This window comes from Phaeobacter italicus (genome assembly GCF_001258055.1).
Classification (GTDB): Bacteria; Pseudomonadota; Alphaproteobacteria; order Rhodobacterales; family Rhodobacteraceae; genus Phaeobacter; species Phaeobacter italicus.
Map to the genome: position 1 here is coordinate 873,269 of NZ_CVRM01000011.1, position 13,066 is coordinate 886,334.

The window sequence follows — 13,066 nt, forward strand, 5'->3', positions numbered from 1 at the left end:
CAACCCTGCCGTTTGGGCAGTTTTTGCCCATTTTTCTGGCCAATCACCGTAATTTTGCTTGCTCATTACCTAGGGTCGTCTATCCGGTTTGAAGCATAGAAAGAACGACGGCAGGCAGATGAGCACACCCGAGATATCCCCCCAGCCAAAGGCGGCTGGAAAATCCGCACGCGACTGGGTCAAGATCCTCGCGCAATACCGCGAACCCAACCACCTGCGCAGCAGCTTTGAGCTGGCAGTGACTGTGGTTCCGTTCCTTGCCCTTTGGGCGCTTGCCTGGTGGTCGCTTTCGGTGAGCTATTGGCTCACCCTTGCGCTGTCCCTTCCGATCGCGGCGTTTCTGCTGCGCCTGTTCACCATCCAGCACGACTGCGGCCACGGTTCGTTTTTCCGCAACCGCCATGTCAGCGACTGGGTGGGCCGCATTATCGGCGTGCTGACGCTGACCCCGTATGATGTCTGGCGCCGGACGCATTCCATCCACCACAGCACCCATGGCAACCTCGGCAAACGTGGCATGGGCGACATCCACACCATGACCGTGGCCGAATACCGCGCCTCCGGGCGTTGGGGCCAGTTCATGTACCGGCTCTACCGCCATCCCATCACGCTGTTCGGCTTTGGGCCTGGCTATCTTTTCTTCCTGCAAAACCGGATCCCCTATGGTCTGATGGGTCAGGCCCGCTACTGGATCAGCGCGATGGGCACCAATCTGACCATTGTTCTGGCTCTTGCCGCGATCTGGTATTTCGGCGGCTTGATGCCGCTGTTGCTGATCTTTGTGCCCGCAACGCTGATTGCGGCCACTGCGGGGCTGTGGCTGTTTTATGTTCAGCACCAGTTCGAGGCCACCACCTGGGAAGACGACAGCAACTGGCAGCTGCATGACGCCGCTCTGCACGGCAGCTCTCATTATGTCTTGCCCCCGGTGCTGCAATGGCTGAGCGCCAATATCGGCATCCACCATGTGCATCACCTGTACAGCCGGATCCCGTTCTACCGGTTGCCGCAGGTGCTGCGCGACCATGCCGAACTGGCAGAGGGCAACCGCATGACCATCCGCGAAAGCCTTGCAAATGCGCGCCTGCATCTGTGGGACGAAGACGCCAAGCGGCTGGTGTCCTTTTCTCAGGCCCGCGCCCTCTGACTATATAGTCCGCCACATTCGGCGGGAATTTGCCCAGACCCACCACAGCCCCGCTACACATCCCTGTGAGGCGGGGCAAATCATGTCTGCCCCCTCTTGGGTCTGCGCCCCTGCAACCCTATGTTCGAGCAAATAACGCAGACCGGAGTGGTCTGAAGCCGAACAAAGATGCGAAGGACACAATGAGCACGTTCCGTATGACCCGCCGCGCGGCCCTTACCGGGCTTGGCGCCACCCTTGCCACCCCGTCCCTCCTGCGCGCGCAATCGAGCGATGCGTTCCCGGCCGACGAGGCCCCGATCGAGGATGAGGTCACCGTTCGCCGCAACATTTCGTCATTTCAGCAGCAGGACTGGCGTGACCATTTTGACGAGTTGGGCGTTGGCTGCATTCTGGCTGATATCTCCTCGCGTGCGTTGCACTATTGGGGTGGCGACGGGGAAACCTATCGCCTGTTCCCCTCCTCCGTTCCGATGAGCGAGGAACTGACCCGCCGTGGCTATTCCGAAATCGTGCGCAAGCGCGAAAACCCCAGCTGGACCCCGACCGCATCCATGCGGGAACGTGACCCCAGCCTCCCCACCCGGATCGAAGGTGGGGTTCCGGGCAATCCGCTTGGTACGCGCGCCATGTATCTGACCTGGCCTGCCTATTTGGTTCACGGCACCCATGACACCCGCAAGATCGGCCGGCAGAGCAGCTCTGGCTGCATCGGCCTTTACAACGAACACGTGGAAGAGCTGTACGACCTGGTTCAGGTTGGCACCAAAATCCGCCTGCTCTGATCTGGCCCCGGTATACGCATTTGGTGGCAGGTTTTGACTGCCGCCAAAGACGCGCAAAAAACGCGCCTCTGAAATCAGGGGCGCGTTTTGTTTTTGTGCTTGCCTGCGCTCTGTTTAACCACTGCTTGCAGGCGGGGCTGGTGATGTCAGTCGAGGTGTAGATGATCGGGCTTCAGCCCGTTGTCATATCGTTCGATTGCCAGCTCAAGAAGGGCTTCGAAGTTCTTCATGTACCCTTCGGAATCATAAAGCGGCGTCTGGGGGATGTTCTGTGTGATCTTGGCGCGCAGGGCCGCCAGCTCGCTTGGGTTTTGTGCCAGACGCAGGGCAATATCACGGTATTCATCAACCGACTGCGCGATCAGCTCGGGACAGTTCACCGCCGATACGATGCTGGCGGCCACCCGAGCAGCGAATTGCTGGCCCGGCATCGTCACGACCGGCACGCCCGACCACATCAGTTCACTCGCGGTGGTGTGGGCATTACAGGCAAAAGTGTCGAGAAAGATATCTGCAAGGGGGAGCCGCGCGATGTGATCCGGCGTGCTGCACCGATCCGCAAAGACAATCCGCTCCGCGCTGACGCCGCGCGCCTCTGCCTCCTTGCGGATGTTCGCGCGCAGTGGCTCCGCGCCAGCAAGGAACCACAGAACGCTGCCATCAACCTGTTTCAGCAGATCCATCCAGATATCGAATTCCGCTGGCGACACCTTGTTGTGGTTGTTGAAGGCGCAAAACACCACGCCGTCTTGCGGCAGTCCCATATCAGCGCGGGTCGGGGTCTGTTCTGGGCGGGGACGACTGTTGTCGTTCACCTGGTAACAGTCCGGCATATAAATGATTTTCTCAGAGAAATGTCGGCGGCCTTCCTTCGGGACGGTGACAGCATCCGCGACAAAATAATCCATCGTCGGCAAACCCGTCGTGCCTGGGTACCCCAGATAGGAAATCTGAACCGGCGCCGCGCGGAAGGCAAAGATCGCGGGGCGCGCGCCCTTGGTATAGCCCTTGAGGTCGATTGCGATATCCAGCTGATCGTCCCGGGCCAGTTCAGCGACATCCTCATCCCTCATCGCGTGAACTGGCTTGTAGTGGTCCGCCGCTTTCACGACCCTCTGAAGGTAGGCGTTGGTCGGCTGGTTGCTGTAGTCATAGATGAACACTTCGAAGCGGTCTGAATTGTGCAGCTCAAAGTGCTGCGCCATCAAAAGCATGGTGGCGTGGTTGAAAAAGTCGTTGGAAAAATAGCCGATACGGATCCGGCGACCTGCTGTCGCGGTCCGGTCAAAAGCGTTCCGCTGTTTGAAATCGGCAAGCCGGAGCTGCTTTTTCATCTTTGTCACAGCCCGTTTTTTCTGAAAGGCCGGATCATCCACGTAAAGAAGGGTGGTAAAGGGATCGCCATTCGCCGGATCATTATCCAGGATCCGCAGCTTGTTTTTCTGATCCTCGTAGACCTCCCACTTGCAGAGATCCATCTGCAGCTGCACCAGCCGCGACACGTTCATCGCGTTTTCAGGGTCCAGCTGATAGACCGCCTCGAAAAAGCCGACCGCGTCCTCATAGCGTTCCATAAGCATCAAAATGGTGCCAATCCCGCTTAGCCATTTGGGGTTGGTCGGTTCTCGTTTCAGCGCCCCCATCAGGTGCCGCAAAGCGAGATCATATTTTGCCTCCTGCATGAAATTGGAGGCAAGTTCAGCATGAAGAAGCGCATCTTCAGGTGCCAGGGTCAGGGCCTGCGTGATGAACTGGCGCGCACGCGGGTAGTCGCCTTCGACAAAAGCCTTCGCAGCTTCGGCCTTGAACACATCCACGGGAGACGGAGGTGCCGCTGCCATTTTCCGACGCGCTGATTTGGAAAGTTGGTTCTTGCGCAATGGTTTGTTCATTGACGGTCTGCCCTCAGCTGACATGGCCACAGAGGCTTCAAGCTCCGGCCTTATGACAAATTTCCATCAGTTTGGCGGAAAAAACCTAAGAAACGGTTCACCAGTCTCTTCCATCGCTGCAGGCATCAAAGCAGGCTTCGCGAGCGGATATCGACATTTCTGCACTGCTACTTTGCGCAGCTGCCGCTTGCTCTGTGGACAATCCCCCGCTAAGAAATAAACAACCGTTCAATTCATGACGACCCGCCGGGTCAGATCCCGGCCGGGCTGCGTTCACACGAGGGAGGACACGCCGTGGATTTCGCATTGACCGAGGAACAGACCGCCATCTTCGATATGGCCTATGCCTTTGGGCAGGAGAATATCGCGCCATTTGCCCGCCAGTGGGAGGCCGAAGGCACCATTCCGAAATCGCTCTGGCCGCAGGTGGGAGAGTTGGGTTTCGGCGGGCTCTACGTGTCCGAAGAAACCGGCGGTGCGGGCCTGTCGCGTCTTGATGCGACCTTGGTCTTCGAAGCGCTGTCGATGGCCTGCCCGTCCGTTGCGGCCTTTCTGTCCATCCACAATATGTGCGCCAAAATGCTGGACACCTTTGCCAGCGACGAGATGAAGGCGCGCATCATGCCCGATGTGTTGTCTTTGAACACTGTCCTCAGCTACTGCCTGACCGAACCGGGCTCCGGCTCTGACGCTGCGGCCCTGAAGACCCGTGCAGCCAAGACAAACGAGGGCTACACGCTCAACGGGACCAAGGCGTTCATCTCTGGCGGGGGCTATTCTGACGCCTATGTCTGCATGGTGCGCACCGGCGAAGACGGCCCCAAGGGTATTTCCACGGTCTATGTCGAAGACGGCACAGCCGGTCTCAGCTTTGGCGGGCTTGAGGACAAGATGGGCTGGAAAAGCCAGCCCACCGCCCAGGTCCAGTTTGACGACTGCAAGATCGCGGCGGACAACCTCGTCGGTGAAGAAGGCAGCGGCTTCAAATATGCGATGATGGGGCTGGATGGCGGGCGTCTGAATATTGCGTCCTGCTCGCTTGGTGCCGCGCAGCAGGCGCTCAACATGACGCTGCAATACATGTCCGAGCGCAAGGCCTTCGGCAAATCCATCGATCAGTTCCAGGGGCTGCAATTCCGCCTCGCTGATATGGAAATCGAACTGCAAGCTGCCCGCGTCTTTCTGCGCCAGGCCGCCTGGAAGCTGGATCAGGGCACGCCTGATGCCTCCAAACATTGTGCGATGGCCAAGAAATTCGTCACCGAAGCAGGCTCCAAGATTGTGGATCAATGCCTTCAACTTCATGGCGGCTACGGCTACCTTGCGGACTACGGCATCGAAAAACTGGTGCGTGACCTCAGGGTTCACCAGATCCTGGAAGGCACCAATGAAATCATGCGGGTGATCACCGCGCGCCACCTGTTGGCCGAAAACCGCTGAGGCAGACATGAGCGACATTGATATCCGTGTCACCGGCCGCGCCGGGCGGATCACCCTGACCCGCACCAAGGCGCTCAATGCGCTAAGCTATGACATGTGCCTTGCGGTGGATGCCGCGTTAAAGGACTGGGCCACAGATGACGCCATTGATCTGGTGGTCATGGATGCGGAGGGTGAAAAAGCCTTCTGCGCGGGTGGCGACATTGCCGAGCTTTACCAGACCGGCCGCGAGGGCGATTTTGACTATGGCCGTCGGTTCTGGCGCGATGAATACCGCATGAACGCGCGGATCTTTGAATATCCCAAACCCGTGGTCAGCTTTCTGCAGGGGTTTGTGATGGGCGGCGGCGTCGGCCTTGGCTGTCATGGCACCCATCGCGTGGTGGGCGACAGCACCAAGATTGCCATGCCCGAGGTCGGCATTGGTCTGATCCCGGATGTGGGCGGCACCCTGATGCTGGCGCTCGCGCCCGGCCGCCTTGGCGAATACCTCGGCCTGACGGGCGCCCGGATGGCCGCCGCAGACGCCATTCATGCCGGGTTTGCCGATCACTACATCCCCGAAGACGCCTGGCCCGATCTGATCCGCCAACTGGAGGAGACAGGTCGCACCGACAACCTGGTTGAGGCCGCCAAAGACGCAGGCGAAAGCCCCCTTGCCGCCCAGCAGACCGAGATCGATCGCTGTTTCGGTGGCGAAGCCCTTGGCGATATCCTGACCGACCTTGACCACGCTGACAGCGCCTTTGCCCAGGACACCCTCAAACTGCTGCAGCGCAATGCGCCCCTGTCCATGGCGGCCACCGTCGAAATGCTGCACCGGCTGCGTGCAGGCACCATGAGCATCCGCAAGGCGCTGGAACTGGAATATCGCTTTACCCACCGCGCGATGGAAAAAGGTGACTTTCTGGAAGGAATTCGGGCCCAGATCATTGACAAGGATCGCCAGCCCAAGTGGCAATATGCCGACCGCGACGTGCCCACCACCGCCGTCAGCCAGATGCTGATGCCGCTTGGCGCAGACACGCTGCGATTTGAGGAGGAATAACACATGAAAATCGGATTTATCGGCCTTGGCAACATGGGGGGGCCGATGGCCGCCAACCTCGCCAAGGAGGGCCACGAGGTCATGGGCTTTGACATGGCCGATGTGCAGATCGATGGCGTGCAGATGGCGGGCTCCGGGGCAGAGGCCGCAACAGGTGCCGATGTGGTGATCACCATGCTGCCCAACGGCCAGATCCTGCGTTCAGTCGCAGAGGATCTGGTGCCTGCAATGACAAAAGGCGCCACGCTGGTGGATTGCTCTACCGTTGATGTCGACAGCGCGCGGGCCGTGGCCCAGCAATGCGCCGACGCCGGGTTGCAGTTTGTCGATGCCCCTGTCTCTGGCGGCATTGGTGGTGCGGCTGCGGGCACGCTGACCTTTATGGCGGGCGGCAGCCAGGGCGCCTTTGAAGCGGCCAAACCTCTGTTTGATATCATGGGCCAAAAGGCCGTGCATTGCGGTGATGCAGGGGCCGGTCAGGCAGCAAAGATCTGCAACAACATGATCCTTGGCATCACCATGATCGGTACCTGCGAGGCCTTTGCACTGGCTGACAAGCTGGGCCTTGATCGCCAAAAGATGTTTGACGTGGTCTCCACCTCCTCCGGCTACAGCTGGTCGATGAACGCCTACTGCCCCGCTCCGGGTGTTGGCCCGCAGTCTCCCGCTGACAACGACTACAAGCCCGGTTTCGCCTCGGAACTGATGCTCAAGGACCTGCGCCTGTCCCAACAGGCAGCTGACAGCGTGGATGCCGACACGCCGATGGGCGCTCTGGCCCAGGCGCTTTATGCGGTCTTTGTCGAGGACGAGGATGGCAAGGGCAAAGACTTCAGCGCCATGCTGCCCCGGTTCGAAAAAAGCAGCCGACACGACCGCTGAGCCTGACCCGGCCCCAGCGAGACATCCAGGCCCTTCCGTAAAGGGTTCACAAATCCGCAGCTCTGCCAAGGGGCTGCGGATTTTTCCATTTCCAGATCGGGGATGCCCCCACAGCCACCCAAAAAACCGTCGAAAAACCAGCATGTTACATGAAAATCCTGGCGGCCAGATCCGGCCAGGAGGTAAACCAAAACAGCAAGGTCTTTAAAATTTTCAAGACTATCGCATAGGTTGCATTAACTTACATATGGACCCGAAATAGCTGTTGTGGCACCTTTTCATCACTACCTGAATGACAAAATTGCTGAGCCTTGGAGGCCAGAAAGGCCCAACCATCCGAAAGAAATTCGGACATTTCACAGGCTGCATCTTTCACGGTTGCACCCCCAGCAACTGGCAGCTGCGAAGTGACCCCGGTTACGAGGACAGTGACCACTTTGAAACTGAACACACCTTGCAAGAAAGGATCTGTTTCAAAATCTGCAACCAGCTGATCCGCTGCCACAGGTCCCCACATGTGGCAGGGGTTTGGTCCCGGCGGCAGACCCTCCAAATGACGAAGACATCCACACCAATTGGATTTTGAAATTGGTCGGCCCTCCAGTTCTGCGACCTCAGGTCTCGCAGATGTACCCCCCACCCCCTCAGGCGAGGGCCAACACCGTCCCGATCCAGCTCTGTGGAGAGCACCGCTGACAGAACGTTGGCGGTGCTTGTCGTTTCAGGCCAACCTCCGAACCGCAAGATCACCCACACCAAGTCTGCGCGCCAGCTCCGCGTGCCAGGTCCGCGCGACAAGCCTCCCCCACGTCCGCCACCGCAACGGAAAAGGGGCCTCTCGGCCCCTTTATGATGTCGATCCCGCCCGTCTTCGGCCTGCTGCGGCCAAATCTGCACCCATCACCTTTTCAAAAATACTCCGGGGTGAATTGGCCAACGGCCAAGAGGGGCAGCGCCCCTTGGCTCCGCGCGGCGCTCAGCCCCCTATTCTGCGGCAACCTTGCGTGCTGCCAGAATATCCTTGAGATACCTGCCCGTGTGACTGCGCGGCTCCGCCGCAACATCCTCGGGCGTTCCCTCGGCAACAATCTCACCGCCGCCATCGCCGCCCTCAGGACCGATATCGATGATCCAATCTGCGGTCTTGATCACGTCGAGATTGTGTTCGATCACCACGACGGAATTGCCCTGCTCAACGAGTTCATGCAGCACTTCCAAAAGCTTGCGCACATCCTCGAAATGCAGACCCGTCGTCGGCTCATCCAGAATATAGAGTGTGCGTCCGGTGGAGCGTTTGGCCAGCTCCTTCGAGAGTTTGACCCGCTGCGCTTCGCCGCCGGACAGGGTGGTCGCCTGCTGCCCAACCTTGATATAGCCCAGCCCGACCCGCATCAGCGCATCCATCTTGTCGCGGATGGATGGCACGGCGCTAAAGAACTGTTGGGCGTCCTCCACCGTCATGTCCAGCACATCGGCAATGCTCTTGCCCTTGAACTGAATTTCAAGCGTCTCGCGGTTATAGCGCGCACCTTTGCAGGTTTCGCACTCCACATAGACATCGGGAAGGAAATGCATCTCGATCTTGATGACACCATCACCCTGGCAGGCCTCACAGCGCCCGCCCTTCACGTTGAAGGAGAACCGCCCCGGTTTGTAACCGCGTGTCTTGGCCTCCGGCAGGCCCGCGAACCACTCGCGGATCGGGGTAAAGGCGCCGGTGTAGGTGGCGGGGTTCGAACGCGGGGTGCGGCCGATGGGGCGCTGGTCGATGTCGATCACCTTGTCCAGATGTTCCAGCCCCTTGATGGTCTCGCAGGGCGCCGGGGTTTGGCGCGCACCGTTCAGCCGCATGGAGGCGGTCTTGAACAGCGTTTCAATCGTCAGCGTCGATTTCCCGCCGCCCGACACGCCCGACACACAGAGGAACTTGCCAAGGGGGAAATTTGCGGTCACCTCTTTGAGGTTGTTGCCCGTCGCCTTTACGACCTCGACCGACTTTCCGTTGCCCTTGCGACGCTCGCTTGGCACTGCAATCTCGCGCTTGCCAGAGAGATACTGGCCGGTGATGGAGGCCGCATCCTCTGCGATCTGCTGCGGGGTGCCGTGGCTGACCACCTGCCCCCCGTGAACACCAGCGCCGGGACCAATATCAAATACATAGTCCGCCTCGCGGATGGCGTCCTCGTCATGCTCCACCACGATCACCGTATTGCCCTGATCACGCAGGTTCTTCAGCGTGCCGAGCAGGCGATCATTGTCGCGCTGATGCAGGCCGATCGAGGGTTCGTCCAGCACATAGAGCACACCCGTCAGGCCAGAGCCGATCTGCGATGCCAGACGGATCCGCTGGCTTTCACCACCAGAGAGAGTGCCCGCATTGCGGCTCAGCGTCAGATATTCCAGCCCCACATTGTTGAGGAACCCCAGACGTTCGCGGATTTCCTTGACGATGGCGCGGGCGATTTCCTGTTTCTGCGCAGACAGGTGGTTCGGGACATCCTCGATCCAGGCCAGCGCCTCGCGGATCGACATCTGCACCACCTGCCCCACATGCAGCAGCTGATCGCCAGAGCCGATCTTGACCGCCAGCGCCTCTTCACGCAAACGATAGCCGCCGCAAGAGCCGCAGGGCCGGTTGTTCTGGTAGCGTTCAAATTCTTCGCGGATCCAGCTGGAGTCGGTCTCGCGGTAGCGGCGCTCCATGTTGGGGATCACCCCTTCAAAGACGCGCGTGACCTCATAGACACGACCGCCCTCGTCATAGCGGAACTTGATTTCCTCATCCCCGGAGCCATGCAGGAAAACCTGCTGCACCTTTTTCGGCAGATCCTTCCACTTGGTGTTCTTGTCGAACTGATAGTGTTTGGCGATGGCCTCGATGGTCTGCAGGAAATAGGGCGATTTGCCCTTGCGCCAGGGGGCCAGCGCCCCGTCATAGATTTTCAGTGTCTGATCCGGCACCACCAGCCGCTCGTCAAAGAACAGCTCGACCCCCAGACCATCACATTCCGGGCAGGCCCCAAAGGGCGCGTTGAACGAAAACAGACGCGGTTCGATTTCCGGGATGGTGAACCCGCTGACAGGACAGGCGAAATTCTCGGAAAAGGTGATCCGTTCGGGATCGCCTTCTTTCGGGGCCGTCTCCAGAATGGCAATCCCGTCGGCCAGATCCAGCGCAGTGCGCAGACTGTCGGCCAGACGTGTCTCCAGCCCCTCTCGCACCACGATACGGTCCACCACGACGTCGATGTCATGGCGGAACTTTTTGTCCAGGGTCGGCGGTTCGTCCAACTCGTAGAACGCGCCATCCACCTTCACACGCTGGAACCCCTGCTTGCGCAGTTCCAGAAACTCTTTGCGATACTCGCCCTTGCGGTCGCGCACGATGGGCGCCAGCAGGTAGCCGCGCGTGCCTTCCTCAAGGGTCATGATCCGGTCGACCATGTCCTGCACCTGCTGGGCCTCGATGGGCATGCCGGTTGCAGGGCTGTAGGGCGTGCCTGCACGCGCAAACAGCAGGCGCAGGTAGTCGTAGATCTCTGTCACCGTGCCCACGGTCGAGCGCGGGTTCTTGGAGGTGGTTTTCTGTTCGATGGAGATCGCAGGCGATAGGCCGCTGATGTGATCCACATCCGGCTTTTCCATCATGTCGAGGAACTGGCGCGCATAGGCCGAGAGGCTTTCGACGTAGCGGCGCTGCCCCTCTGCATAGATCGTGTCAAACGCCAGGCTGGACTTGCCCGAACCGGACAGGCCGGTGATTACCACCAGCTGATCGCGCGGGATATCCACGTCGATGCCCTTGAGGTTATGTTCCCGCGCACCGCGAACTTCGATCGATTTCAACTCAGCCATACTGCCCCCAAATCCAACGTCACCCACCCCTGCGGGTGATGTTCGCCCTACAGATAGGGACTGCTGCGCGAGTCTCCAACAGAAAAATCAGAACGAAAGGCGAACAATATCAGATCGGCGCTGTTTCGCGGCGCATCCGGCCCAGCACGAGGTGCACAAGAAAGCCACCGATGAACAGCAATAGCGCCGTCATCATCAACCCATCATAGCCCGCAAAGGCCACCGCACCGACCATCAGCGGAGTGCCAAGCGCATTGCCCAGATTGCCTGCCTGGCTCATGGCGCCATTTGCCTGCGCCTGCTCGGAAGGGTCCGCGTTCAACTGTGGCACCGAGGCAAAGCTTGCCCCCTGAACAAGGCCAAAGGCCACGGCCAGCCCCATGCAGGCCAGCGGCAGGCCCGGCATCATCCACAGCCACACCGCGGCAGCCGCCGCCAGGGCAAATCCGGTCAGGATCACCTTGACCGCCGCGACACGCCGCAGCAGCCAGACACCCAGCGTCATGGAGGTTGCGATGCTGACCAGCGGCAGCGCGCTCATGACGCTGACGCGCACCGATGGGTCTAGATGCGGCGGCAAAACCGTCAGAAAGGCCACAAAACAGGTGGTGTAGAACAGCCACCCCGCCGCTGGAGCGATCCGAAAGGGAGATCGGTAGATCGACAGATGCAGATGTGGCAGCCCCTGCAGGCGCGGATAGGCCTCTCGAGGCGGCACCTGAACCGAGGTCAGCATATGCCCCAGCACCAGCGCAAGCACCGCCATCAACCCGGCATGGGCCGCAAACAGCGCCGCCACACCCCAACCCGCCACCAGCGGCAGGCCAAACCAGACAAGCAGCGCGTAGGATACACCAAAGAAGGTGCTCCAGATCGACAGCCCGGTGCCGCGGTGGCGCGGGATACAGATCTGCGGGATCAGCGTTGGCGCCGCCACGACAATCCCAAGATGCGACAGACCTTCGATCAGCCGGGTGGCCAGGAACAGCCCATAGGGCAGATGGATGGCCTGCAATGCCGACATGGCCGCCCCGATCCACAGCGCCCAGACGAGGCTGCGGCGATAGCCAAATGCAGCGACAAAGCCGCCCGCGACCACGCCCAGCAGGATCCCCATCAGTCCGACCATCGACATGGTCAGGCTTAACGAGTTTCCCGCCTCCGGATACATCTCCGACAGGCGATCAAAGACAATGCTGATCTTGCCATATTGGGCGCCAGCCCCAAGACCGGCTGCCCAGATAATCAAGACCACACTCCAGCGCGTGGCAGAAAGGGCCTGTTTCTCAGCTGTCTGGGTCATGGGGCTGGTCCGGGGCAGATTAAAATGCGAGCCCCGTGCTTACGCCCCCTTTGGCAAAGTTACCAGCCTTTGCGCGCAGACGACCCTGTCCGCAATCGCGCCCTGCTTAACGCTGCGCGCCCTTGGTCTGTGTCGCGCCATCAAACGGGTTGTAGCTCAGCAGGAAACCCCAGTTCAGAACATTCTCGAAATTCATTTGGAAACCTCCGCCCTAGGGTCAGTATGGATGGATTCGGTACCACTGGTTTACCTGATCCTGTTCCTGACAAGGCAAATCAACGCAGAAATACTGGTTGTATTTCAAGGTGATGTAACGCAGCTCAGGAGCAAGATCAGGTAAATCTTGCAGACGCAGGGAGCGCTGCAAAGCAGCGGCTTTGACCGCTTGAAATTGACCCCGCCAGTTCCTGCGCGTTCAAACCCCCTGCTTAGTTGCTCTTCCTGCGCCAGTGGTGCCAAATCAATCCATACTGACCCTAATCCGGGCCTAACTCAGTTGAAACACAAGCTCGTTCTGAGCGCCGCCCCACTGCCAGCGGGGACAGGTCCAATTCGCCCGCCAATTCGGGCAAGACGGTGGCAACAGCCGCGCCAAACTGCGACCCAGTGTTCAACTTTGAACTTCTAAAAATGAAGGCATCCCGTGCTCTACCGACAATCCCCAGCCCACCGGAACGAAAAAAACCCCGGCACCGGGCCGGGGTCTCTTGTCGT

8 protein-coding genes are annotated in these 13,066 nt (G+C 59.7%); 5 read left to right on the plus strand and 3 right to left on the minus strand.

Annotated elements, in window-relative coordinates; genetic code table 11:
* Positions 1-118: 118 nt before the first annotated feature.
* Both NIT7645_RS07350 and NIT7645_RS07355 read left to right on the plus strand, forming a co-directional pair.
* Positions 119-1,147 (plus strand): fatty acid desaturase, encoded by a 1,029-nt coding sequence (locus tag NIT7645_RS07350; protein WP_008561202.1) that lies wholly within the window; start codon positions 119-121, stop codon positions 1,145-1,147.
* 182 nt (positions 1,148-1,329) lie between these two features.
* Positions 1,330-1,932 (plus strand): L,D-transpeptidase, encoded by a 603-nt coding sequence (locus tag NIT7645_RS07355; RefSeq protein ID WP_037302331.1) that lies wholly within the window; start codon positions 1,330-1,332, stop codon positions 1,930-1,932.
* Between the two features lie 146 nt (positions 1,933-2,078).
* On the opposite strand, the gene NIT7645_RS07360 is transcribed toward NIT7645_RS07355, so the two are convergent.
* Positions 2,079-3,824 carry an O-linked N-acetylglucosamine transferase, SPINDLY family protein gene (locus NIT7645_RS07360; RefSeq protein ID WP_050686405.1) on the minus strand — a complete coding sequence of 582 codons (1,746 nt, stop codon included), beginning with the start codon at positions 3,822-3,824 and terminating at the stop codon, positions 2,079-2,081.
* A 294-nt stretch (positions 3,825-4,118) separates the two neighbouring features.
* On the opposite strand from NIT7645_RS07360, the gene NIT7645_RS07365 reads away from it, so the two are divergent.
* From NIT7645_RS07365 to mmsB, 3 genes are read left to right on the plus strand one after another with little or no spacing between them, the layout of a single operon-like run.
* Entirely contained in the window at positions 4,119-5,264 is a 1,146-nt protein-coding gene (locus tag NIT7645_RS07365; protein ID WP_050686413.1) for an acyl-CoA dehydrogenase family protein, read from the plus strand.
* Between the two features lie 7 nt (positions 5,265-5,271).
* Positions 5,272-6,312 (plus strand): enoyl-CoA hydratase/isomerase family protein, encoded by a 1,041-nt coding sequence (locus tag NIT7645_RS07370; protein WP_008561032.1) that lies wholly within the window; start codon positions 5,272-5,274, stop codon positions 6,310-6,312.
* Positions 6,313-6,315: 3 nt separating this feature from the next.
* Positions 6,316-7,194: a 3-hydroxyisobutyrate dehydrogenase gene (mmsB, locus tag NIT7645_RS07375; protein WP_008563041.1), complete on the plus strand. Its 879-nt coding sequence runs from the start codon at positions 6,316-6,318 to the stop codon at positions 7,192-7,194.
* A gap of 984 nt (positions 7,195-8,178) precedes the next feature.
* Here mmsB and uvrA read toward each other — a convergent pair.
* Both uvrA and NIT7645_RS07390 read right to left on the minus strand, forming a co-directional pair.
* Positions 8,179-11,049: an excinuclease ABC subunit UvrA gene (gene uvrA, locus NIT7645_RS07385; protein WP_050686415.1), complete on the minus strand. Its 2,871-nt coding sequence runs from the start codon at positions 11,047-11,049 to the stop codon at positions 8,179-8,181.
* Positions 11,050-11,158: 109 nt separating this feature from the next.
* On the minus strand, positions 11,159-12,352 hold the full coding sequence (locus NIT7645_RS07390; protein ID WP_008562424.1) for an MFS transporter: 1,194 nt from the start codon (positions 12,350-12,352) through the stop codon (positions 11,159-11,161).
* Positions 12,353-13,066: the final 714 nt, after the last annotated feature.